Raw genomic sequence first — 23,111 nt, forward strand, 5'->3', positions numbered from 1 at the left:
CAAGCCTAGCGCCGACACCCCTCATCCGAGCGCCTTGCGGCGCCCACCTTCTCCCACACGGGGAGAAGGAAAAGCGGATCCAGACCCTAGCCCGTCGCTCGTAAATTCACCGTCCCGCTGCGTTCGCGCGGCATGACCACCACGTGGCCGTTCAGGCGCTGGAAGTGCAGATCGATCACGCCGTCGCCGACCTTCAGCCGGGTGATCGACAGTCGATCCAGCCCGGCGGGCAGGGCGGGATTGTTGACCTCGACCAGACCCTCGGCGGCGTCGATGTTCAGGCCCAGCACCGCCTGCATCATCAGGAAGACCGACCCCGCCGCCCAGGCCTGCGGCAGGCAGGCGACCGGATAGGCGATCGGCGGCTCGCCCGTCTCGCGCACGAAGCCGCAGAACAGTTCGGGCAGGCGCATCTGGAAATGGGCGGCCGAGCCGTAGATCTCGCCCAGCAGCATGGCCACCGCATGCCGCTCGCCGTAGCGGGCCATGCCGGCTGCCGCCAAGGCGGTATCGTGCGGCCAGACCGAGCCGTTGTGATAGCTCATCGGGTTGAAGCGGGCCTGCCCCTTGGCCAGTGTCCGCAGGCCCCAGCCGGAGCGGAACTCGGCCGTCAGCATCCGCCGCGTCACCCGACGCGCCCGCTCATGCGAAGGCAGGCCGGTGAACAGCAGGTGCCCGGCGTTGGAGCCGATTGCCCGGCACTGCTCGCCGTCGCCGTCCAGGGCGATGGCGTAGAAGCCCTCGTCCTCCATCCAGTAGCGCTCTTCGACCAGGGCGCGCAGCGTCTCTGCGCGGTTCGCCCATTCGTCGGCGCGGCCGTCGCCCAGGACGGCGCCCATTTCGGCCAGCGCCTTCCAGGCGGCGAAGGCGTAGCCCTGGACCTCCAGCAGGGCGATCGGCCCCTTGGGAAAGCGGCCGTCGGCGTGGAAGATGGAGTCCTCGGAATCCTTCCAGCCCTGGTTCGACAGCCCGGTGTCGGCCGCGCGGGCGTAGTCGATCAGACCGTCGCCGTTGCTGTCGCCATAGTCCTTCATCCAGCCCGCAGCCGCGATCAGATTGGGCCACAGGGCGCGGATCGTCTCATAATCGTTGGTGCGCTTGGCGTAGGCGCCGGCCAGGGCGATGAACAGGCAGGTGGTGTCGACCCCGCCGTAGTAGAGGCCGAACGGGACCTCGCCCAGCACGCTCATCTCGCCGCCGCGCGTCTCGTGCATGATCTTGCCGGGGGCCGAGTCCATGAAGGCGTTGGTCTCGGTCGCCTGGCGCGCGGCCAGATAGGTCAGCACCCCCTTGGCCAGGCCGGGGTCGATCCACAGCATCTGCCAGGCGGTGATGATGCCGTCGCGCCCGAACGGGGTCGAGAACCACGGCGTCCCCGCATAGGGATAGGGGCCGGTCGGCAGGTCGGTGACCAGCAGGGCGATATCGGCCCGCGACTGCCGCAGCCAGTCGTTGAAGCCCTGGTTGCGTCCGCCCTCGACGATGGCGCCGCGCCGCAGTCGGCGCCGCATGGCCAGCCGCGCCAGGATGGAGTGCCAGCGCCAGCGCTCCTCGTCCGGCTGGTCGCAGGCGTCCAGGCTGCATTCGACGAACAGGTCCAGGCTGCGGCCGCGCGGCAGGCTGAACATGAACTCGGCGCGCGTGGCGCTGAGGCGGGCGGGCGGCTCCGAAAAGGCCAGGCAGCTGGTGCGCTTCACCCCGTCCAGGCCGGTGTAGCTGAAGGTCACGCGCCGCCCGTCGATCACCGGCGGTTGAATTTCGCCGTGCTGGGGCCGCACCGTGCCGCGCACCTGGAAGATGTCCGCGAAGTCGGCGTCAAACTCGAACGTCAGCGGCAGCAGTATGTCCTCGACGCCGTGGTTGACCATCCGCACCCGCTCGAACAGCCGCCGGTCCCAAATGAAGCGCCGTCGTTCCAGATGCAGCACGCCGGCCGGCGCTGATCGCCCGCCCATCGGCGGCAAAGGCCGATTGGTGGAGTGGCAGGTGAAGAAGACATTGTCCTTGGTCACGCCCGAGCTGAGGCGGGACGGCCGCGTTCGCCCGACGGTCAGCGCAAAGCGCGACAGCAGCCGGGTATCCTTGTCGAACAGGCCGTCGGCGCCCGCCTTCACATCTCCCCAGTGATCGGCCACCAGGAAGGTGTCGCCGTCCTTGAGGGCCATCAAGGTCTCAAGGCCGTCCTGATCGTTGGTGTCGGCGGCCGTGACCTGGGTCGAATAGGCGTCGTCCATCAGCGTCTCCGCTTGCGGCTGGCTCCCCTGCGCAGCTGATAGGCGAACGGTCGGGAACGGGGTTCAGTTCAGACGAAAACAGCGTTCGCCCTCGGCCGGGGCCTCTAGGCCAGAGCGGCGAAGCTGCGCTCTTCCTCGATTGGCCGCATCGGGGCGGCAAACGGACGCCGCGCCAGCAGGTCGCCGTAGACGTCCAGATAGCGCCGCGCCATGGCGGTCGCCGAAAAGCGCAGATCGAAGCGGGCCCGGATGGCTTCCCTGTCCAGCCGGTGCGCATGGGCGGCGGCGGCGACCGCCTCTTCCATCGTGGACACGAGGAAGCCGGTGGCTCCCTCCTCAATGATTTCCGGCGTGGACCCGCAGGCGAAGGCCACGACCGGCGTGCCGCAGGCCATCGCCTCGATCATCACCAGGCCGAAGGGCTCGGGCCAGTCGATGGGAAACAGCAGGGCCTCGGCGCCGCCCAGGAAGGCTGATTTGTCCGCATCGCCGATCTCACCGACGAACTCGACCAGAGGGTTGTTTCGCACCAGGGGCTCGATGACGGTCTCCCAGTAGACGCGGTCGGCGGCGTCCACCTTGGCGGCGATCTTGAGGGGCTTGTTCAGCCGGGTCGCGATCTCAATGGCCCGGTCCGGACGCTTCTCGGGCGAGATGCGGCCCAGGAAGGCCAGATAGCCCTGCGACTGGGGGGAGAACCGGTAGAGATCGCCCGGCATGCCGTGATGCACGGTGGCGCGCCAGTTCGCGTGGGGCAGGGGGCGACGCTGATCGTCCGAGATCGACACTAGGCCGAACTCGGGCCAGCGCGCATAGACGGGCGCTAGATCCTTGACATCAAGCCGGCCGTGAAGCGTCGTCACCGTCTTGTCGGCCCACCCCTGGAAAAAAGGGAAGTGGATCATGTCGGTGTGGAAATGAATGACGTCGAACTGGTCGGCGCTGTCCAGCACCTCGGCCAACTGGCTCATGTGCGCGGCGAGATCAGATTTCAGCGGCGCGGGGTCCAGGCGGATGGCCTGGTCGCGGACCGGCACCAGCCGTGCGCGGGTGCGGGCGTCGGCGCTGGCGAACAGGGTGACGTCGTGGCCGAGATCGACAAGGGCGTCGGTCAGATGCGCGACCACGCGCTCCGTGCCGCCGTAAAGCCGGGGCGGCACGGCCTCATACAAAGGCGTGACTTGAGCAATTTTCATGACAGGCTCCTGCGCCCGCGCGATACGCGGCGCCGAAACCTCAATCCGCCCGGCCAAGCCGGGTTCCAGCGTTGCCGGAACGATATTATTCAATCGCGCCTGTGAGTTAGGCGAAGAGCGAGATTCGCGCCCTACTGCATCCCGGCCCGGATCTCGGCGCGCAGGGCGTCGATGGGGCGCAGGCCCGTGTCGGTCTTAAAGCGCCAGTAGGTCCAGCCGTTGCACGCCGGGGCGTTTTCCAGGAGGGCGCCCAGCTTGTGGATCGAGCCGGTCAGGGCGCCGGACACCAGGGAGCCGTCGGCGCGCACCCGCGCCTCGCGCTCGCCCTTGGGGCAGTAGAGCTTGTCGCCGGGCGCCAGCAGGCCCGCCTCGACCAGGGCGCCGAACGGGACCTTGGGCTCGGCCTTCTTGGATCCGGTCACGACCAGGTCTTCCGGCGCGGCCGGGATGACGGCCTTGATGCGGTTTTCGGCCAGCTTGGCGTAGGTCTCGTCGCGCTCGATGCCGATAAAATGACGGCCCAGACGCTTGGCGGCCGCGCCCGTCGTGCCGGTGCCGAAGAAGGGGTCCAGCACCACGTCGCCGACGCGGCTGGCCGACAGCAGCACCCGGTGCAGCAAGGCCTCGGGCTTCTGGGTCGGGTGGGCCTTGGCCCCGTCCTCGTCCTTCAGACGCTCATGGCCGGTGCACAGGGCCAGCGTCCAGTCCGAGCGCATCTGGGTGTCTTCGTTGAAGGCCTTCAATGCGTCGTAGTTGAAGGTGTAGCGCTTCTGCTCGCGCGACTTGGCGGCCCAGATCAGGGTCTCATGGGCGTTGGTGAAGCGCGTGCCCTTGAAGTTCGGCATCGGGTTGGACTTGCGCCAGATGATGTCGTTCAGCACCCAGAACCCCAGGTCCTGCATCGCCGCGCCCAGGCGGAAGATGTTGTGATAGCTGCCGATGACCCACAGCGAGCCCTCGTCCTTCAGCACCCGGCGGCATTCGCCCAGCCAGGCCCGGGTGAAGGCGTCATAGGCGGCGAAGCTTTCGAACTTGTCCCAGTCGTCGTCGACCGCATCGACCTTGGAGTTGTCCGGGCGCAGCAGGTCGCCGCCCAGTTGCAGGTTATAGGGCGGGTCGGCGAAGACCATGTCCACCGACTTGTCCGGCAGGCCCTTCAGCACCTCGATGCAGTCGCCACGCAGGATGACGTCGGTCTTCAACTCGGACATGGAAAAGCGGCCCCGGACAGATGAGGCGCTTATGGTGAATCCTTACGGTTAAGGCGGAGTAACCAAGATTCAGAACAGGCGAAGGAAATGGGGCGGCGCTCGGCGGCCGCCCCACCTCTCGTCGTCAGGCCAGGGTGCGGACCTTGGGCTCGCGGTCCCATTGACGGGTGGCTGCGGGCTTGATGAAGGCGTCGGCCCCGTTCGACAGATCGACCACGCCGGCGTCGGCCTCGACCCCCGCCTTGTCGAGCAGGGGTTGGGCTTCGGGCGTATGACCGATGGCCTTCAGGTGCCCAAAGGCGTCCTTGGCGAAGTCGACGGCCGCGCCTTCGGTCAGCAACTGCTTGCAGCCGTCGGCCGACAGCACCAGGGCGACCGCGTCGAACAGCACCGAGGGCGCGCCCGCCAACTGATGATCCGCCTTCAGCGTGGAGCCGTCCTTCAGCTTGGCCCCGCCGCGCTTGGGCGCGATGATCTCCACCGCCGCGCCGGCCGCCTTGGCCGCGTCCTGCACCGCCTTGACCACGGCGCCGTCGGCGCCGTCGGTGACCAGGACGCCGACCTTCCGCCCCTTCAGGCTGTCCGGGTATTTGCCGATCAGACGCACGGCGGGCGACCGGTCCAGATCGATCGGCTCGGCCGCCGCCGGGGTCTTTTCGGGCAGGGCCATGCCCAGGCCGTCGGCGACCCGTTTGGCGAGGTCTTCATCGACGTTGCGCAGGTTGCCCATCACGCGGTTGCGGACGTGCTCCAGCGAGACCTTCGACAGTTCGAACACGATGGCCGAGGCCAGGTGAGCCTGTTCCGGCGCGGCCAGGCTGGCGAAGAACAGCCGCGGCTGGCTGTAGTGGTCGGCGAAGGTCTCGGAGCGCAGCCGCACCTTCTTCCCCTCCACCGGCTCGCGGAAGCTGGTGAAGCCGCCCTTGGCGTCGGCGCGGGGGCCGCCGTCCTCTCCCGCCTGAGCCAGACTGTTGGGCTCGTAGTTGGCGCGGCCGGTTGGGACCTGGGTCTGCATATGGCCGTCGCGCTGGAAGTTCTGGAAGGGGCAGACCTTGGCCTGATTGATCGGAATCTGGTGGAAGTTCACCGTCCCCAGCCGCGACAGCTGGGTGTCCTGATAGGAGAACAACCGCCCCTGCAGCAGCGGGTCGTCCGAGAAGTCGATGCCCGGCACGATGTTGGTCGGCAGGAAGGCGGCCTGCTCCGTTTCAGCAAAGAAGTTGTCGGGGTTCCGGTTCAACGTCATGCGCCCGATGACCTTGAGCGGATGGACTTCCTCCGGGATGATCTTGGTCGCATCCAGGATGTCGAAGGGAAGGGCGTCGGCTTCGGCCTGGGTCAGCACCTGCACCGCGAAGTCCCACTCAGGGAAGTCGCCCTGGTCGATGGCGTCGAACAGGTCGCGGCGGTGGAAGTCCGGATCCGCCCCGGCGATCTTCACCGCCTCGTCCCAGCAGGTCGCCTGCGTCCCCAGCCTGGGCCGCCAGTGGAATTTGACGAAGTGCGACTCGCCCTTGGCGTTGACCAGGCGGAAGGTGTTGACGCCGAACCCTTCCATCATGCGCAGGGACCGCGGGATGGCGCGGTCCGACATGGCCCACATCACCGTGTGGGTGGTCTCGGGCATCAGGCCGACGAAGTCCCAGAAGGTGTCGTGGGCGGATGCGGCCTGCGGATAGCCGCGGTCGGCCTCCATCTTCACGGCGTGGATCAGGTCGGGGAATTTGATCGCGTCCTGAATGAAGAAGACCGGGATGTTGTTGCCGACCAGGTCCCAGTTCCCCTCCTTGGTGTAGAACTTCACCGCAAAGCCGCGCACGTCGCGCGGGGTGTCGATCGAACCGGCGCCGCCGGCCACGGTCGAGAATCGGGCGAACAGTTCGGTCTTCTCGCCAACCTCCGTCAGGATCTTGGCCGTGGTGTACTGTTCAAGGCTCTCGGTCAGCTCGAACACGCCGTGCGCGGCCGAACCGCGCGCGTGCACGATGCGCTCGGGGATGCGCTCGTGGTCGAAATGCTGGATCTTCTCGCGCAGGATGAAGTCTTCGAGCAGCGTGGGCCCGCGCGGCCCGGCCCTCAGCGAGTTCTGGTTGTCGCTGATCGGCGTCCCGTGGTTGGTGGTCAACCGGGTCTGGGGCGTCGATGCCTGCTGATGCAGCTCCCCGCCTTGGCCGATGATGTCCTGGTTTGTCGATTTTTCGGGCACCGCGTCGCTCCTCCTGGCCGTCAGTGGCGAGCAACGAACGTTCGGTCTGCGCAATTGGGTGCCAAGCCTGGCCGATTTTACATATAATGCCGCGCAGGCGTCGTGGGCGTCTTCGCAGTCGGCGACGGTGCGGCTATGAGGCGTGCATGATCCGTCGTCTTCGCCCCGTTCCGTTCGCCCTTGGGCCTGTCCACTTCGTCGGCATCGGCGGCATCGGCATGAGCGGCATCGCCGAGATCATGCTGAAGATCGGCTATCAGGTGTCCGGCTCGGACGCGCGCGCCAGCGCCAACACTGAGCGGCTGGAGAAACTGGGCGCTCGCATCTACATCGGCCACGACGCCGCCCATGTGAGCGAGGGCGTCTCGGCGGTGGTCTATTCCACGGCGGTCAAGGCGGCGAACCCCGAACTGGTCGTGGCGCGCGAACGCCGCATTCCTCTGGTGCGCCGGGCCGAAATGCTGGCCGAACTGATGCGGCTGCAATTCTCGATCGGCGTCGGCGGCACCCACGGCAAGACGACGACGACCTCCATGGTCGCGGCCCTGCTGGACGCCGGATCGCTGGACCCGACGGTGGTCAATGGCGGCATCATCAACGCCTATGGCACCAACGCCAAGGTCGGCGAGGGCGACTGGATGGTGGTCGAGGCGGACGAGAGCGACGGCTCCTTCCTGCGCCTGAAATGCACGGTCGCGATCATCACCAACATCGACCCGGAGCATCTGGACCACTACGGCGATTTCGATGCGGTGAAGAAGGCCTTCTGCGACTTCATCGAGGACATCCCCTTCTACGGCTTCGGCGTGGTCTGCCTGGATCACCCCGAGGTGCAGAAGCTGGCGGCCCGGATCGATAACCGCCGTCTGGTCACCTACGGCCTCAATCCGCAGGCCATGGTGCGCGCCGACAATGTGCGGATGGACCCGGACGGGTCGCGCTTCGACGTGGTGATTCAGGGCCAGGGCATGGCGGCGCTGGAAGAGCCGGCGCGCATCGAGGACCTGCACCTGCCGATGGCGGGCTGGCACAACGTCTCCAACGCCCTGGCCGCCATCGCCGTGGCGCGCGAGATCGGGGTGGACGAGGACGCCATCCGTGCGGGACTGGCGGGCTTCGGCGGGGTCAAGCGCCGCTTCACCACCACGGGCGTCGCCCACGGCGTGCGGGTCATCGACGATTACGGCCACCACCCGGTCGAGATCGCGGCCGTGCTGAAGGCCGCGCGTCAGGTGGTCCACAACGCCGACAACCCTGGCCGCGTCATCGCCGTGGTCCAGCCGCATCGCTACACCCGCCTGCGCGACCTGATGCAGGACTTCTCGACCTGTTTCTCGGACGCGGACAGCGTGCTGGTCGCCGACGTCTATCCGGCGGGCGAACAGCCGATCGAGGGCGTCGACAAACACGCCTTGGTCCAGGGCGTCCGCCGCTACGGCCACCGCCACGTCGCTGCGCTGGAAAACGCCGCCGCCCTGCCGCGCGTCATCCGCGAAGAGGCGAAGCCGGGCGATCTGGTCGTCCTGCTGGGCGCCGGCGACATCACCAGCTGGGCCTACGCCCTGCCGGCGCAGCTGGAGGCGCTGGGCTGAATCTCACGCTCCCGCTCATCCCGGCGGACGCCGGGATCCAGTGAGAGCTTCACGACGAAGCCTTGCCGCCCTACATCGGGTTGAAACGTCAAACGGCTGGATGCAGCCAAAGCACTGGGTCCCGGCGTCCGCCGGGATGAGCGGATTACTGGATGGCCTGGACTGACAATCTCCCCGCCGTGCGCGGCAAGCTGCTGCTGAACGAGCCGCTCGGCCCCTACACCTGGTTCCGCGTGGGCGGGGCGGCGGACGCCCTGTTCATTCCGGCGGACGCTGACGATCTGGCCGACTTCCTTAAAGCTCTGCCCGAGGACGTGCCGGTGACGGCGATCGGCGTCGGCTCCAACCTGATCGTGCGCGACGGCGGGGTCGAAGGCGTGGTGATCCGTCTGGCGGGCCGCGCCTGGGGCCAGGTCACGGCCGAGGGCGACACGGTCACGGCGGGCGCAGGCGCGCTGGACAGCATGGTGGCGCGCGCTTCGGCCAAGGCGGGCATCGCCGGGCTGGAGTTCTATGCGGGCATCCCCGGCTCCATCGGCGGCGCCCTGACGATGAACGCGGGCTGTTACGGCGCGGAGACGAAGGACGTGCTGGTGTCCGCCTGGGGCCTGAACCGCAGGGGCGAGCGGGTCGAACTGGCCCTGGCTGACTTCGGGTATACCTATCGCCACTCCGAGGCCCCGGCCGACATCATCTGGGTCGAGGCGATATATCGCGGCACGCCCGACGCGCCCGAGGCCGTCGCCGCCCGCATCACCGAGATCACCGAGCGCCGCGAGAAGACCCAGCCGATCCGCGAAAAGACCGGCGGCTCGACCTTCAAAAACCCGGACGGCCATTCCTCATGGAAGCTGGTCGACGACGCGGGCTGGCGCGGCAAGCTGCACGCCGTCACCGGAGGCGGCGCCAAGTTCAGCGAGTTGCACTCCAACTTCATGATCAACCCCGGTGAGGCCACGGCCGCCGACATCGAAGGGCTGGGCGAAGCCGTCCGCGCCGACGTGCTGGAAAAGACCGGCGTGCAGTTGAACTGGGAAATCCGGCGGATCGGGCGGAAGTAACCCTCTCCCGGCGGGAGAGGGGCGAAAGGTGACGAATTTCCTTCCACGACCCCGTATCGTTTCCAACCGGTTAACCGTATTCAGGGCATAGGGGTGGGCTAGTCTTCGGATGTTGCCATGCGTGCGCCCCTGAACACCCTCCATGTCGCCGTCCTGATGGGCGGCCTGTCGTCGGAACGCGAGGTCTCGCTGTCCTCGGGGCGTGGCTGCGCGGACGCCCTGGAAGGGCAGGCGGCCAAGGTCACGCGCGTGGACGCCGGGCGCGATCTGGCCCAGGTGCTGACAGCGCTGAAGCCCGACGTCGTCTTCAACGCCCTGCACGGCAAATGGGGCGAGGACGGCTGCGTCCAGGGCATCCTCGAGACGCTGAAGCTGCCCTATACCCATTCCGGCGTCCTGGCCTCGGCCCTGGCGATGGACAAGGACAAGTCCAAGGCCGTGCTGAGCGCGGCGGGCGTCGTCGTGCCCGGCGGCGGCCTGTTCGACCGGCATGAGGTGGCGTCGCGCCACGTCATCGACCCGCCCTATGTGGTCAAGCCGAACGCCGAGGGCTCTTCCGTCGGCGTCTATGTGGTGCGCGAGGGCGCCAACCGTCCGGTGGCCGAGGTCGGCGCCGACGACTGGGCCTATGGCGATCAGGTCATGGTCGAGCCCTTCATCCCCGGCAAGGAACTGGCGGTCAGCGTGATCGGCGAGGCGACCGGCCCGCGCGCCCTGACCATTACCGACATCACCCCGACCAAGGGCTTCTACGATTACGAGGCCAAATACGCGCCCGGCGGCTCGCGCCACGTCCTGCCCGCAGAGCTGCCGCCGCACGTTTTTGACAAGGCTTTACGTCAGGCCGAGCTGGCCCATGCGGCCATGGGGTGCCGAGGCGTCTCCCGCGCCGACTTCCGTTATGACGATGTTAACGACGTTCTCGTTCTGTTGGAGGTGAACACCCAGCCCGGCATGACCCCGACCTCGCTCGTCCCCGAGCAGGCGGCCTTTGTCGGTATGGATTATCGCGAACTGGTTCGTTGGATGGTGGAGGACGCCTCATGCCCGCGGTAGTGCGCGGCGGTCGGCGACAGTCTTCGGCCAAGGGCGGCGCGCGCGGCGCTCCGTCCGGCCGCGCGGCCGACATCGGCCGTCTGGACATGTCGCCGCGCGTCGTGGCGGCGACCCTGGTGGTCGGCGTCGGCATACTGGCGGCCGTGCTGGCCACGGGCGCGCGGGCCGAGCGCATCTCGACGGCCGTCACCGAACGCTTTGACGCCGTGACGACCGGCATGGGTCTGAAGGTGCGCCAGGTCCACGTCACCGGCGCCTCGCCCGAGGCCGCCGCCGCCGTGCGCGCCGCCGTCGGCGTTCACGCCGATCAGCCTATCGTCAGCCTGGACCTGGCCGCCGTGCGCGACCGGGTGCAGTCGGTCGGCTGGGTCAAGGAAGCGCGCGTGGTGCGCCTGCTGCCGGACACCCTGATCGTGGACGTCAAGGAGCACGACCGTCTCGCTGTCTGGCAGGTCGGCGGCAAGGCTCATGTCATCGATGCGCAGGGCCTCGTCATCGAGGGCGCCGACGCGGGCCGCTATCCGCGCCTGCCGCTGGTGGTGGGCAAGGGCGCCGATCAGGCTGCCTCTGACGTCCTGCCTCTGCTGGCCCAGCGCCCGCGCCTGATGGCGAAAATCGACGCCCTGGTCCGCGTGGACGAGCGCCGCTGGGATTTGCGCCTCAAGGACGGCGCCCTGATCCAGTTGCCGGCCGTTGATCAGGAATCCGCCCTTATCCGCCTCGACGCCCTCGACCAGCGCGAACGCCTGCTGGACCTGGGCTTCGCCCGCATCGACCTTCGCACGCCCGAAGAAGTGGCCGTTCGCCCTTCCGAAGGCGCCGTTTGACTTTCTGACCTCTTAGGACACGACCCATGGTTGGACGCAGCCGAGACATGAAGCCGGAACAGGGCAGGGGCGCGCCGCGCGCGCCGGTCGTGGCCGCGCTCGATCTCGGCCAGTCCAAGGTCGCCTGCTTCATCATGAAGCCCGACGGCGTGCGCCACGCCGACCGCACCATCCGCGTCGCCGGCGCCGGCCACGTCCAGTCGCGCGGCGTCAAGGGCGGGGCCATCGTCAACATGGACGAGACGGCCCAGGCCATCGGCCACGCCGTCGAACGCGCCGAGCGCGCGGCGGGCGCGCCTGTGTCCGGCGTCGTCGTCACCACGGCCATCGGCCAGATGGCCAGCCACCGGGTGCAGGCGCGCGTTTCGCTGGGCTCCCATCCGATCAGCGACGCCGACCTGGCCCGCGCCATCGGCATGGCCCTGGCCCAGATCCGCCTGCCGAACCGGCGCCCGATCCACGTCCTGCCCATCGCCTGGTCGGTGGATGGGGCGCGCGGCGTCCACGACCCGCGCGCCATGCGCGGCGGCTCGCTGGGCCTCGACCTGCTGGTCGTCTCCATGTCCGAGGGCTCGTTCAACGCCCTCAGCCACTGCCTCGAACTGGCCCACCTGGACCTGCAGGGCGTGGCCGCCGCGCCCGTCGTCTCCTCCCTGGCCGCGCTGGAAGAGGATGAGATGGAGCTGGGCGCCCTGTGCATCGACATGGGCGGCGGCTCGACCTCGGCGGCGGTCTGGGGCGGACGCTCCCTGCTGCATATCGAAAGCCTGAACGTCGGCGGCGACCATGTGACCGCCGACATCGCGCGCGGCCTCTCCACCTCGCGCGTCGGCGCCGAGCGCCTGAAGACCCTGCACGGCTCGGCCATGGCCAGCGCCAACGAAGACCGCGAAATGCTGGAAGCCCCGCCGCGCGGCGAGGACGCCTCGGCCGGCCCGGTCATCGTCCCGCGCGCCATGCTCAAGACCGTCATCGCCCCGCGCGTCGAAGAGACGCTGGAGCTGCTGCGCGACCGCCTGAAGCACGCCGGCATGGGCCTGGAGCCCGGCGCGGGCCTGGTCCTGACCGGCGGCGCCAGCCAGCTGAACGGCGTGCGCGAACTGGCCGTGCGCGTCTTTGACCGCCCCGTGCGCCTGGGCCGCCCGCAACGCGCGCCCCACCTGGCCGACGCCGCCGCTGGCCCGGCCTTCTGCTCGGCCGCCGGCGTCCTTCTGCGCGCCGCCTACGGCCCGCGCGAGGCGGTCTCCGCCCGCAAGCTGATGTCCCGCCAGATCACCGCCGCCGACGCGCCCAAGGTCCACCGCGGCGGCATGGTGGCGCGTGCGGCCGGGTGGCTGCGAGACAACCTGTAGGGGCGTCGATCTAGCCGCGCGGAATACGCCGCTGCGACGTTTCGAGTTCTAGCGCCGCCGCATATGTGCAGCCAGGGCTCCACCACGAGCCGGGTTTCGCGCCGACTTCAGCGAAGCTCTGCGGCGCGGCGCTTGAATCAACCCCGAAAATAGAAGTTCGCTGAGCGGCTGTGGGCGCGACTCGTGCGCTCCCAACTGAGGCGGGGTTGTGGCCGTATTGTTACACGAACGACGTTTATCGGCCCCATTCGAGACACAAAGCTTGCTTGGCCGGCGCTATTGGTTAGACCCAAGCTAACAAGGTCCTTTAGTTCGCTTCGGGCGCTTTGAGTTTAACAAGGTTGGGGCACATCCAATGCAAATGAACCGCAGACATCTTTTTGGGACGACCGTCCTTGCGGGCGTCGTGGCGCTTTCCGCGCCGGCGCTGGCGCAGTCGACGCAGCCTGATGAGCAGGTGTCCCAGGTCGAAGAGATTGTCGTCACGGGCTCGCGTATTCGCCGCGATCCGACCACCTCGCCGACTCCGCTGATCCAAGTTCAGCGCGAGCAGCTGCTGGAAAGCGGCCAGTCGACCATGATCGACTACCTGGCCACTATTCCTGCTCTGTCGAACTCGGTGGTGCCTTCTGATACGACGGGCTCCGGTCTGGGCGATGGCGGCCTGTCGCTGCCGAACCTGCGTTCGCTCGGTTCGGGCCGCACCTTGACCCTCGTTGACGGTCGCCGGCATGTCGGCTCCAACGGCGGTTCTCTGGCGGTCGACGTGGACACCATCCCGCGCCTTCTGATTCAGAACATCGAGATCATCACCGGCGGCGCTGCGTCCGTTTACGGCGCTGATGCCGTGTCGGGCGTGCTGAACTTCAATCTTCGCAAAGACTACGAAGGGGCCGAGATCGACGCCAACTACGGCATGATCAACGATGGCGGCGAGGCGAACCAACGCGTCTCTGCGCTGATCGGCAAAAACTTCTTCGACGACCGCCTGAACGTCTATGCGTTTGGCGAGTACGAGAAGGCGGACGAAGTACGCGCAGCGGACGTGGACTGGCTCCGTGGCTCGACAGCGCTCGTTTCGACCGACGCCGACCCGGTGGCGCGACCCTTCGACGGTGTCATCGATTCGACCCTGTTCTCCAACCTTCGCACCATGCAACGGCTGCGCTGGGGCGTCGTGAACCTGGCCAACAACCGCGCCGCCAGCCCCACCAATGACCCGGACACGAGCTATTTCAGCTGCGGCGTTGTGGGCTCCGCCGTGCCGACGGCGAACTACAACAACACCAACTGCACCCAACTCGCTCAGGGCAAGTCCTGGGTGTTCAACGGCGATGGCTCGGCGAGGCTCGCGGACTTCGGAACGCGCGTCGGGACGGGTCTGTCGCCAGTCTACAACGTCGGCGGCGATGGCGAACTGGCCTCGGAATACGCCAACTACACCTTCTTCCCGCGGTCCGAAGCGAAGCGGTTCCAGGTTGGGGCCAACTTCCGTTTGACGGAAAGCATCCTGGCTCGGTTCGAAGCGAAGCGCGTCGAGGAAGAGACCTTTGACGAAGGGCAACCCACCTTCTTCGACATCTTCATCTCAGACCGCACGGCCGCCAACCGGCTGTCGACCATCCGCGCGACCAGCGCCTTCGACATTCGTCTGAGCGACAACGCCTTCATCCCGGAAAATCTGCGGCAGGCGATCCTCAACAACCGGATCGACATCTATTCGCAGCCCACCGCCACGGAACCGGGTCAACTGCTCGGCACTGCGGCGGCGCCCTACGCTCGCTCGGCGCTGCGCGGCCCGGATCGCAGCCAGCTCAACACGCGCGATTTGACGCGTTATGTGGCCTCGGTGGAAGGGCGCTTCGACAACTTCCTGTTCGTCAAGGATGGTAGCTGGGACATCGGCTACACCTACGGCGAGGTCGAGGTCGCAAACCGTGAACGCGGCGTCGATGTCGAGCGCATGGCGTTCGCGGCGGACGCCGTGCGTGACACGGCGGGGCTGCTCGGCGCGCCGGGCGGTATTGTCTGCCGCTCGACCTTGCTCGCCAAGCAGGGCGTCCCGATGGGACAACTCGGCGACCTGGTGCGTGGCGGTGACGTTCGCAGCTCCGAAGCCGGTCGCGCTGCAATCGAGCAGTGCAAGCCGTTGAATATCTTCGGTGTTGGCCAGCAGAGCCAGGAAGCTCTGGACTACCTCTACGCTGAAGTCGGCACGACCGATCGTAATGAGCAGGAGCAACTGCTGGGCTCGTTCTCGGGCCAGTTGTGGGACTTCTGGGGCGCTGGCCGCATCGGCATGGCCATCGGCGCCGAGCATCGGCGTGAATTCACCGAAGGCACGGGCCGCGATCGTGAGTTCGGTGACCGTCTGTTGTTCCTGAACAGCGGTCCTGATCAGGAGCCGGTGGAATACGAGAGCGACGAGATCTTCGGCGAAATCTCCATCCCCCTGTTCCGCGACAGCTTCCTTGGCCAATTTGCCGAGCTGAGCGGTTCGTACCGTTACTTCGATTACAGCCATATCGGCACGGGTGACGTCTATGGCGTCAACCTCGTCTATCGTCCCATCCAGGACATCGCCTTCAAGACGAGCTTCAATACCTCTCTGCGCGCTCCGACCCTGTCGGAAGTGTATGGTCCTTTTTCGCAGACGTTCTCGTTTTTTGGTTCGAACGATCCCTGCACCACGTCCAACATCAATGCCGCCGCGAATGCCGAGTATCGTGCGAACCGGATCAAGAACTGTACCGCTCTGGCCGCGCAGCAGGGTCTCACGTTCGACTTCGCCGGTGACACGCCGGGAACCACGGACGATTTCGGTCGCCTTTACTCCACGTCCAGCATCTCGGGCGTGAGTGGCGGGAACCCGAATCTGGAACCCGAAGAGTCCGACTCGTTCACCTTCTCGGTCGTGCTCCAGCCGCGCTTCATTCCGAACTTCAGCCTCGTTCTCGACTATTACGAGATCGAACTGACCAACGTCATCGCCTCCGTGTCGGCGCAGACGCTGGCTGAAAACTGCGTCAACGGGCCGACGCTCAATGAGGGAGCTTGCTCGTTCATCTTCCGCAACAATCCTGATGTCCCGTTTGGGGTTGGCGCGCCCAGCAGCGATCCGGTCGGCGGTTACATCGAAAGCTCGATCAACTACGCCAAGCGCACCACGCGCGGTCTGGACTTCACGGCCAACTATTCGGTCGACATGGAAGAGATGTTCGGCTTGAACGTGGGTCGACTGGACTACCGTTTGGGCGGGACCTGGTTGATCGAGCAGAAGCAGTTCAACAACTCCCAAGATCCCAACGACTATACGGGCCTGGATTCGACGCTGCGGTATCCTCGCGTTCGCATGACGTCGTCGCTGACGTATCGTCCGACCTCCAAGTGGAGCCTGAACTGGACGATGGACTGGCAGACGGCCCAGGACATCTCGCAGATGCGTACTTTCGTGGCGAATGCGGACGCGCGACTGGTGCAGTATATGAACACTGGCAACTTCGCCCGTCATGACTTCACGGTTCGCTACAACGTTACGGAGGACGTCTCGATCCGCGCAGGCGTCACCAACGCGTTTGATGCCGAGCAGGCTAAGTGGCTGGGCTTCACCATGTACCCGAACTTCGATCCGTGGGGCACGCGCTACCACATCGGGGTGAACTGGAAGGCGTGGTAACAACGACTAGTTACTGAAGCTAAGCGGAGGGCGGCTCAATCGAGCCGCCCTTTCGTTGTAATGCCGGCGGTATTTTGTGGCTAAGCTAGGGAAATCGCCTGCCATTTCCTCCGACTCACGCTACCGAGGGTAACTCTTCGTTAACTCAGACAGGGTTTTCCTTAACGCGCTCATAACCAATGCGATTCGGCGGGGATCTCGCGTTGGGGACGAAGGGCAGGGTCCTTAGGTCGGAATTACATAATGTCTCTCTCGCTGGTCAGGCCGGAAGCCACGGAATTGAAGCCCCGCATCGTCGTGTTCGGCGTGGGCGGAGCCGGCGGCAACGCCGTCAACAACATGATCGACTCCGGCCTCGAGGGGGTGGAGTTCGTCGTCGCCAATACCGACGCCCAACATCTGAGTTTCGCCAAGACCGACCGTCGCATCCAGCTGGGCGAGACCATCACCCAAGGCCTGGGCGCGGGCGCCCACCCCGAGGTCGGCATGAACGCCGCCGAGGAAAGCGCCGATGAGATCCACGCGCACCTGGAAGGCGCGCACATGGTCTTCATCACCTGCGGCATGGGCGGCGGCACCGGCACCGGCGCGGCGCCGGTCATCGCCAAATGCGCGCGCGATCGCGGCATCCTGACCGTCGGCGTGGTGACCAAGCCCTTCACCTTCGAAGGCCGCCACCGGATGCGTCTGGCTGACGCTGGCGTCGCCGAGCTGCAGCGCTACGTCGACACCCTGATCGTCATCCCGAACCAGAACCTGTTCCGGGTCGCCAACGAGCGCACCACCTTCTCCGACGCCTTCGGCATGGCCGACCAGGTGCTGCACTCGGGCGTGCGTTCGATCACCGACCTGATGATCCTGCCGGGCCTGATCAACCTCGACTTCGCCGACGTCCGCGCCGTGATGAGCGAGATGGGCAAGGCGATGATGGGCACGGGCGAGGCCACGGGCGACGACCGCGCCCTGCTGGCGGCCCAGAACGCCATCGCCAACCCCCTGCTGGACGAAACCAGCCTGAAGGGCGCCAAGGCCGTGCTGGTGAACATCACCGGCGGCATGGACATGACCCTGCTGGAAGTCGACGAGGCCGCCAACGCCATCGCCGGTGAAGTGGACGGCGACGCCAACATCATCTTCGGCGCCGCCTTCGACCCGGCCCTGGACGGCAAGATCCGCGTCTCGGTCGTGGCGACCGGCATGGACGAGGCTGTCATTCAGCAGATCGAGCCGCAGGGCCAGACGTTCAGCCGTACGGGCGCGCCGTCGGCGGCTGCGCCGCGTCAGCCGGAGGTCCGCATCGACCCGGTGCGCGACGCCGCGCCGCAAGCCACGCCGGCTCCGATCTATGAAGCGCCGGCCGCGCGCGCGCCTGAGCCTCGGATCGAAGCCAAGCCCGAGCCCGTGATCCACGACGCGCCTCGCAACCTGGAGCCGATCGTCGATCCGTGGGTCGAGGAATACGAGCAGGGCGGCGGCCGCGGCCAGACCGCAGCGTCTTCGGAGCAGGGCGACCTCTATTTCGACCGCGCCCCCCAGCGTCAGCAGCCTGCGTCGCAGCAACCGGCCCAGCACTCGACCCAGCGTCCGGCCGCCCGCCACGAAGAGCCTGCCGAAGAGCCCTTCTATGACGAGCGCGATCACCGCCGCAGCGGCTGGAGCCTGTTCGGTCGCAAGCGCCAGCAGTCGCAGCAGCAGCCCTCCTACGCGCCGCCGCCGTCGTCGAACCGCACGACCCAGCAGCTGCGTCAGACCCAGTCGATTCAGCCGCAGCATCAGGACCCGCAACTGGGCCAGAGCGAAGACGACGACCTGGAGATTCCCTCCTTTCTTCGCCGCCTCGCGAACTGACCGCCCTAAACGGCCCTAAAGTCTAGAAGCGCCCCGGAGCTGGTCTCCGGGGCGTTTTGCTTGGGCGAGCGGCCCCGCGGCGGGCGCGCCGGCCGGTGTCTCGATCGTAACCAAAGCGAAACAATCCGAAACCCGACTTTCATTTCGGGCTTGAGCCCCCAGGCGTAAACGACGGGTGAGGCGAAGACCGTCCTGATGGGGGCGGGTCGCGCAACAGAGAGTATCCGAGTGACGGTCCGCAACGACCAGTACGAACAGACTATCGTCGCCCCGGCCATCTGCGCCGGCGTCGGCGTGCACACCGGCCGCCGCGTGCGTCTGGTCGTGCGCCCGGCAGCGCCCGGCCACGGTATCGTCTTCGTGCGCACCGATGTGACCGACCGCGACAACCGCATCCCCGTCTCGGGCGAAGCCGTCGTGGACGCGCGCCTGAACACCATGATCGAGAATGCGGCGGGCGTGCGCCTGTCGACGATCGAACACCTGATGGCCGCCCTGGCCGCTCTTGGCGTCTCCAACGCCGTGATCGAGGTGGACGGGCCGGAGCTGCCGATCCTGGACGGCTCGGCGCTGCCGTTCGTGCAACTGCTGGACCGCGCCGGCTTCCGCCGTCAAGAGGCGCCGCAGACCTATATCGAGATCCTGAAAGCCGTCCGGGTGGAGGAGGGCGACAAGTCCGCCGTCCTGTTGCCGTGCGACCGCTATGAGATGCGCTTCGAGATCGACTTCCCCACGCCGGTCATCGGCAATCAGGTGGTGGATTTCGTCGTGGACGAGGCGACCTTCCGCTCGGATATCATGGCCGCCCGCACCTTCGGCTTCGCTCATGAGGTCGAGGCCCTGCGTCAGGCGGGTCTGGCTCGCGGGGGGTCGCTGGAGAACGCCGTGGTCATCGACGGCGACCAGATCCTGAACCCCGGCGGTCTGCGCATGGAACGCGAGTTCGTGCGTCACAAGGCGCTGGACGCCATCGGCGACCTGTATGTCCTCGGCGCCCCCCTGCTGGGTCGCTACGAAGGCGTCAAGGCGGGTCATGCCCTGAACAACAAGCTGGTCCGCGCCTTGCTGGCCCAGCCGAACGCCTGGCGTGAGACGACGCGCGTGCCTGATATGGCGATGGCGGGCTGACCGTGTCCTTCTCCCCTTGTGGGAGAAGGTGGCAGGCGGAGCCTGACGGATGAGGGGTGAAGACGCCCCGGTGTCCGGACGGGCGCGTCGCTTGCCGTAAATAATTTCCGAACGTCGCGCTGACACCCCTCATCCGAGCGCCTGCGGCGCCCACCTTCTCCCTCAAGGGGAGAAGGATCAGCTTAGCGTAATCGCTGACATCAACCGCCCGAAGTCCGGCTCGCTCGCCAGATAGGCTCGGCGGTTGGAATAGAAGCGACGTTCGTCCGCCCGCGTGTCGTCGCCGGTCCAGGCGGCCTCTCCGACGCCGGCCTGTTCCAGTCGCCACAGAACGAAGCCGGGCAGGTCGAACTGGCGTTTGTCTTCGGCCGCGCCCGGGCGGAAGAAGCGTTCGCTGCCGGGGTCGTGGTGGGCGAAGCGCTCCTGATAATCGGCGCCGACTTCGTAAGAGCCCTGCGCGATGCAGGGGCCGACAACGGCCACCATGCGCGACGGTTCGGCGCCCAGGGCCGTCATGGCCTTTACGGTCGAGTGGATGATGCCGCCAAGAGCGCCCTTCCACCCGGCGTGGGCGGCGCCGATGACGCCTGCTTCGGCGTCGGCGAACAGGACGGGCGCGCAATCGGCGGTCAAGACGGTCAGCACCGGACCCTTTACGCCCGCCACCACGGCGTCGCCTTCGGGACGCTCTCCGCCCCAGCCGCTTTCGGCTACGCGGGCGACGGCGGAGTGGACCTGATAGCAGCCGCACAGGTCGTCAGCGGCGCCGCCCATCCATTCGGCCACGCGGCGGCGGTTCTCGGCGACGCGGGCCGGGTCGTCCTTGGACCCCACACCGGCGTTCAGCCCGGCGTAGATCCCCTCGGACACGCCGCCCTCGCGGGTGAAGAAGCCGTGGCGCACCCCGGCCTTGTGGAGCAACGGGTGGGTGACGGGGTTCAGGCTCATGCAGCGCCCTCCAGTTCGAAACGGGCGGCGTCGATGGCGGCCTGAACAGCCTTGCGGGCCTGAGGGCTGTTCTTCCAGCAGGTGGAGCCGACGCTGGCGGCGGCGCCCGCGCAAACGACGGCTGCGTCCGCCTGGGCCAGACGGGCGAAGCCGCCGACGCCCAGTTCCTCCAGCCGTTCGATCACCTTGGGGCCGACGCCCTTGGTCGCCAGCAGGATCTGGCGCTCGTGGTCGGTGAAGGTCATGGCCGTATCAGCCTCCATCATCGGGCGGGCTGCGTCAGAAGCCCGGCAGGGCCAGCGAGCGCGGCGAGAAGATCGCCGCCGCCTTGAACAGTTCGCCCATCTGATCCGGCGCGGTCAGGCGATCCAACTGGCGCTGGATGACCGGGGCGGCCTCGGGGCGTCCCTGCATCAACCGTTTGGCGCGGGCTTCGATCCCCAGCGCCTTAAGGAAGGCGCCCTGGGCGATGCAGCCGGTCACGTCAGCGCCGCCGCGCACGGCGGCCTCCAGCACCAGGGGGAAGTCGGCCCACTGCGTCAGGTCGGCCTCGCCCGGCGTGGACAGGGGATCGACCTTCTGATGCCGCCGCAGGGCCTGAAGCGTGTCGCCCGCCTCGGGCTTGCTGCGGCCGTAGTCGATCAGCAGGGCGGCACCGGATGCGGCGCGGATCAGGCTGGCCAGATCGCGGCCGAAGGCGGCCTGCTGTTCAGAAATCTCGATGATCTGGCCCGGTTCAACGTCGAAGCCCGGCGCCTCGAAGCCGTCGGCGATGGCGGTCAGGCCGAAGGTCAGTTCATTGTCGTCGGTCACGCCGATGCGGCGCTCGGCCCAGCCGCCTTCGGTCTTGATGAACTGACGCGCGGGCAGGCAGTCCAGCACCTCATTGGCGATCAGGATGACGGGGGCGTCCGTCTCGACCTGATGCAGGGCGCTGAGCCAGCGCGGATGCACGTGGGCGTCGGCCAGGCGCCGGGCCTGTTCGGCGCGTAAGGGGGCGCTGGGCTCGATCAGGATCAGATCGACCGCCTGCAGGAAGGCCGGTACCAGCCGCGCCGCGCGCAGCACGTCCGACATCAGCGTGCCGTCGCCGGGGCCGACCTCGACCAGGCGGACCCGCTCGGGCGCGCCCAGGCGGCTCCAGGTCTCGATGGCCCAAAGGCCGATCAGCTCGCCGAACATCTGGCTGATCAGCGGGGCGGTGATGAAGTCGCCGCCTTCGCCCAGCGCCGGACGGGTGGCGTAATAGCCGCCCTTGGGGTCGTGCAGGCAGCGGGTGACGTAGTCCGCCACCGTCATCGGCCCGGTCAGCACGATCTCGCGGACCAGCCGGTCCTTGAGCGTCTCCGCCATAGTGGTCTTACGCCTCCGCGACTTCCGGCTTCTTCAGCGCGCGCCAGATCAGCCAGGCGCCGACCAGCATCATCGGGATCGACAGGATCATGCCCATGGTCAGGCCCAGCGGCAGGTTCTCCAGCCCGGCGTCGGGCTGGCGCACGTTCTCCAGCGCGGCGCGGCAGACGCCGTAGCCCAGCAGGAACAGGCCGGTGACGAAGCCCGGACGTTTCAGCATCCGCCACTTCCAGATCGCCAGCGACAGGATGACGAACAGCAGCAGGCCCTCAAGGCCCGCTTCATACAGCTGGCTGGGGTGGCGCGGTTCGTTGCCGGCGGGGCAGAAGCCGTACATCTGCTGGATGCGCTCATTGCAGAAGCGGATGGCCCAGGGGACGGTCGTTTCGCGGCCCCACAGCTCGCCGTTGATGAAGTTGGCGATGCGGCCGAAGAACAGACCTAGCGGCGCGACCGGGGCGATCAGGTCGCCCAGGCTGAGCGGGTTCACCTTCTGGCGACGGGCGTACAGGGCGAGGGCGACGACCACGCCCAGGAAGCCGCCGTGGAAGCTCATGCCTCCGGTCCACAGCTGCAAAAGCTCCAGCCGCTCGCCCCAGCTGTCGCCGGTGAACAGTTGGGCGAACATCGCCGGCTTGTAGAAGAGCGCATAGCCCAAGCGGCCGCCGAGAATGACGCCCAGGGTGATCCACAGCACCAGGTCGTCCAGTTGCGGTCCCGTCACCGGCGGCTTGCCGGGCGCCCACAGCCGCTCGGTCTTGGCCAGACGCGAGGCGTACCACCATCCCAGCACGATGCCGGCGACATAGGCCAGGGCGTACCAGCGGATGGGCAGGGGGCCGAGATGGATCAGGACAGGGTCGAATTCGGGAAAGGGCACGGGGCCTCCGTCTGCGCTTTCAGGGGTCGCCCATGGTCTAGCAAGCGGGACTGCATTCGTCGCGCGCTTTTCCCGCGAAGCAGTCTATAGGCCGTTGGCGGGTAAGGTTTGGTTTACCCAAATCAATGCACCGTTAACCATCATCGGGCCGGCAGGCCCGGGAGTTCTCAAGAGGCCGCCATGCAGACGCGCAATCCCCTCCTTGATGAGTTCGCCAAGCTGACCACCGGCGCCATGGGCCTGGCCCAGGCTGCGGGCGAAGAGGCCAAGGCCGCCTGGCGCGCCCAGGCCGACCGCTTCGTCGCTGAAATGGACCTGGTGCGTCGCGACGAGTTCGACGTTCTGAAAGACGAAATCGCCGTCCTGCGGGCGGAGATCGCCGCGCTGAAGGCGGCTGCGCCGGCTCCGGCGAAGGCCGGCGCGGGATCGTCCACAGACGCCGCCTCGACCCCGGATTCAGCCGGTTGAGCCGAATCTGCGAACACGCCTACCGTCCTCGAAAGCGACCCTTTGAGTCGCTGTCGCTGCTGAAGAAGTTGAACG

Annotated in this window: 17 protein-coding genes; 9 read left to right on the forward strand and 8 right to left on the reverse strand. The window is 67.3% G+C overall.

The window, feature by feature from the left end:
* Nucleotides 1–86 precede the first annotated feature (86 nt).
* From ACLBV5_RS11205 to ACLBV5_RS11220, 4 genes are all read right to left on the reverse strand, one after another.
* Entirely contained in the window at nucleotides 87–2,234 is a 2,148-nt protein-coding gene (locus ACLBV5_RS11205; protein ID WP_447605733.1) for an amylo-alpha-1,6-glucosidase, read from the reverse strand.
* 104 nt (nucleotides 2,235–2,338) lie between these two features.
* Nucleotides 2,339–3,430 carry a glycosyltransferase family 4 protein gene (locus ACLBV5_RS11210; protein WP_227157936.1) on the reverse strand — a complete coding sequence of 364 codons (1,092 nt, stop codon included), beginning with the start codon at nucleotides 3,428–3,430 and terminating at the stop codon, nucleotides 2,339–2,341.
* Nucleotides 3,431–3,561: 131 nt separating this feature from the next.
* The gene (locus tag ACLBV5_RS11215; RefSeq protein WP_025976232.1) at nucleotides 3,562–4,641 is read right to left on the reverse strand and encodes a site-specific DNA-methyltransferase; all 1,080 of its coding nucleotides are present in this window, start codon (nucleotides 4,639–4,641) and stop codon (nucleotides 3,562–3,564) included.
* A gap of 124 nt (nucleotides 4,642–4,765) precedes the next feature.
* Nucleotides 4,766–6,847, reverse strand: a complete 2,082-nt coding sequence (locus ACLBV5_RS11220; protein ID WP_447605734.1) for a catalase — start codon at nucleotides 6,845–6,847, stop codon at nucleotides 4,766–4,768.
* 146 nt (nucleotides 6,848–6,993) lie between these two features.
* On the opposite strand from ACLBV5_RS11220, the gene murC reads away from it, so the two are divergent.
* The 8 genes from murC to lpxC all read left to right on the forward strand — a co-directional run bounded on the left by murC (nucleotide 6,994) and on the right by lpxC (nucleotide 19,387).
* A complete protein-coding gene (murC, locus tag ACLBV5_RS11225; RefSeq protein ID WP_447605735.1) occupies nucleotides 6,994–8,439 on the forward strand; it encodes a UDP-N-acetylmuramate--L-alanine ligase in 1,446 nt (481 codons plus the stop codon).
* Nucleotides 8,440–8,591: 152 nt separating this feature from the next.
* On the forward strand, nucleotides 8,592–9,500 hold the full coding sequence (murB, locus tag ACLBV5_RS11230; RefSeq protein WP_447605736.1) for a UDP-N-acetylmuramate dehydrogenase: 909 nt from the start codon (nucleotides 8,592–8,594) through the stop codon (nucleotides 9,498–9,500).
* Nucleotides 9,501–9,617: 117 nt separating this feature from the next.
* Nucleotides 9,618–10,556, forward strand: coding sequence for a D-alanine--D-alanine ligase (locus ACLBV5_RS11235; RefSeq protein WP_253111338.1), 939 nt, complete (start codon nucleotides 9,618–9,620; stop codon nucleotides 10,554–10,556).
* Nucleotides 10,544–11,383, forward strand: coding sequence for a cell division protein FtsQ/DivIB (locus ACLBV5_RS11240; protein ID WP_447605737.1), 840 nt, complete (start codon nucleotides 10,544–10,546; stop codon nucleotides 11,381–11,383). The genes ACLBV5_RS11235 and ACLBV5_RS11240 overlap by 13 nt, the downstream gene beginning before the upstream one ends.
* A gap of 26 nt (nucleotides 11,384–11,409) precedes the next feature.
* Entirely contained in the window at nucleotides 11,410–12,735 is a 1,326-nt protein-coding gene (ftsA, locus tag ACLBV5_RS11245; protein WP_025976238.1) for a cell division protein FtsA, read from the forward strand.
* 355 nt (nucleotides 12,736–13,090) lie between these two features.
* Complete coding sequence (locus ACLBV5_RS11250; RefSeq protein WP_134581452.1) at nucleotides 13,091–16,411, forward strand: TonB-dependent receptor domain-containing protein; 3,321 nt, start codon at nucleotides 13,091–13,093, stop codon at nucleotides 16,409–16,411.
* 243 nt (nucleotides 16,412–16,654) lie between these two features.
* Entirely contained in the window at nucleotides 16,655–18,259 is a 1,605-nt protein-coding gene (gene ftsZ, locus ACLBV5_RS11255; RefSeq protein WP_447605738.1) for a cell division protein FtsZ, read from the forward strand.
* A 228-nt stretch (nucleotides 18,260–18,487) separates the two neighbouring features.
* Nucleotides 18,488–19,387, forward strand: coding sequence for a UDP-3-O-acyl-N-acetylglucosamine deacetylase (gene lpxC, locus ACLBV5_RS11260; RefSeq protein WP_025976241.1), 900 nt, complete (start codon nucleotides 18,488–18,490; stop codon nucleotides 19,385–19,387).
* Nucleotides 19,388–19,564: 177 nt separating this feature from the next.
* On the opposite strand, the gene pgeF is transcribed toward lpxC, so the two are convergent.
* Genes pgeF through lgt form a run of 4 tightly spaced genes read right to left on the reverse strand, consistent with a single transcriptional unit; the run spans nucleotide 19,565 to nucleotide 22,568 of the window.
* Nucleotides 19,565–20,335 (reverse strand): peptidoglycan editing factor PgeF, encoded by a 771-nt coding sequence (gene pgeF / locus ACLBV5_RS11265; RefSeq protein ID WP_447605739.1) that lies wholly within the window; start codon nucleotides 20,333–20,335, stop codon nucleotides 19,565–19,567.
* Complete coding sequence (locus ACLBV5_RS11270; protein ID WP_253118980.1) at nucleotides 20,332–20,580, reverse strand: helix-hairpin-helix domain-containing protein; 249 nt, start codon at nucleotides 20,578–20,580, stop codon at nucleotides 20,332–20,334. Before ACLBV5_RS11270 ends, pgeF begins: the two co-directional genes overlap by 4 nt.
* A gap of 34 nt (nucleotides 20,581–20,614) precedes the next feature.
* Nucleotides 20,615–21,688: a class I SAM-dependent methyltransferase gene (locus tag ACLBV5_RS11275; RefSeq protein ID WP_447605740.1), complete on the reverse strand. Its 1,074-nt coding sequence runs from the start codon at nucleotides 21,686–21,688 to the stop codon at nucleotides 20,615–20,617.
* Nucleotides 21,689–21,695: 7 nt separating this feature from the next.
* Entirely contained in the window at nucleotides 21,696–22,568 is an 873-nt protein-coding gene (gene lgt / locus ACLBV5_RS11280; RefSeq protein WP_447605741.1) for a prolipoprotein diacylglyceryl transferase, read from the reverse strand.
* Between the two features lie 180 nt (nucleotides 22,569–22,748).
* Between lgt and ACLBV5_RS11285 the strand changes: the two genes are divergently transcribed.
* Nucleotides 22,749–23,036: an accessory factor UbiK family protein gene (locus tag ACLBV5_RS11285; protein WP_313633490.1), complete on the forward strand. Its 288-nt coding sequence runs from the start codon at nucleotides 22,749–22,751 to the stop codon at nucleotides 23,034–23,036.
* Nucleotides 23,037–23,111 lie beyond the last annotated feature (75 nt).

It is taken from the genome of Brevundimonas sp. M1A4_2e (assembly GCF_053345555.1).

Excerpts from the sequence above, each read along its gene's own strand:
- ACLBV5_RS11235 (WP_253111338.1), top strand. The coding sequence starts at position 9,618 with ATGCGTGCGCCCCTGAACACCCTCCATGTCGCCGTCCTGATGGGCGGC.
- ACLBV5_RS11210 (WP_227157936.1), bottom strand. The coding sequence starts at position 3,430 with ATGAAAATTGCTCAAGTCACGCCTTTGTATGAGGCCGTGCCGCCCCGG.
- murC (WP_447605735.1), top strand. The coding sequence starts at position 6,994 with ATGATCCGTCGTCTTCGCCCCGTTCCGTTCGCCCTTGGGCCTGTCCAC.
- ACLBV5_RS11240 (WP_447605737.1), top strand. The coding sequence starts at position 10,544 with ATGCCCGCGGTAGTGCGCGGCGGTCGGCGACAGTCTTCGGCCAAGGGC.
- murB (WP_447605736.1), top strand. The coding sequence starts at position 8,592 with ATGGCCTGGACTGACAATCTCCCCGCCGTGCGCGGCAAGCTGCTGCTG.
- ACLBV5_RS11205 (WP_447605733.1), bottom strand. The coding sequence starts at position 2,234 with ATGGACGACGCCTATTCGACCCAGGTCACGGCCGCCGACACCAACGAT.
- ACLBV5_RS11275 (WP_447605740.1), bottom strand. The coding sequence starts at position 21,688 with ATGGCGGAGACGCTCAAGGACCGGCTGGTCCGCGAGATCGTGCTGACC.
- ACLBV5_RS11215 (WP_025976232.1), bottom strand. The coding sequence starts at position 4,641 with ATGTCCGAGTTGAAGACCGACGTCATCCTGCGTGGCGACTGCATCGAG.
- ACLBV5_RS11285 (WP_313633490.1), top strand. The coding sequence starts at position 22,749 with ATGCAGACGCGCAATCCCCTCCTTGATGAGTTCGCCAAGCTGACCACC.
- ftsZ (WP_447605738.1), top strand. The coding sequence starts at position 16,655 with ATGTCTCTCTCGCTGGTCAGGCCGGAAGCCACGGAATTGAAGCCCCGC.
- ACLBV5_RS11270 (WP_253118980.1), bottom strand. The coding sequence starts at position 20,580 with ATGACCTTCACCGACCACGAGCGCCAGATCCTGCTGGCGACCAAGGGC.
- ACLBV5_RS11250 (WP_134581452.1), top strand. The coding sequence starts at position 13,091 with ATGCAAATGAACCGCAGACATCTTTTTGGGACGACCGTCCTTGCGGGC.
- pgeF (WP_447605739.1), bottom strand. The coding sequence starts at position 20,335 with ATGAGCCTGAACCCCGTCACCCACCCGTTGCTCCACAAGGCCGGGGTG.
- ftsA (WP_025976238.1), top strand. The coding sequence starts at position 11,410 with ATGGTTGGACGCAGCCGAGACATGAAGCCGGAACAGGGCAGGGGCGCG.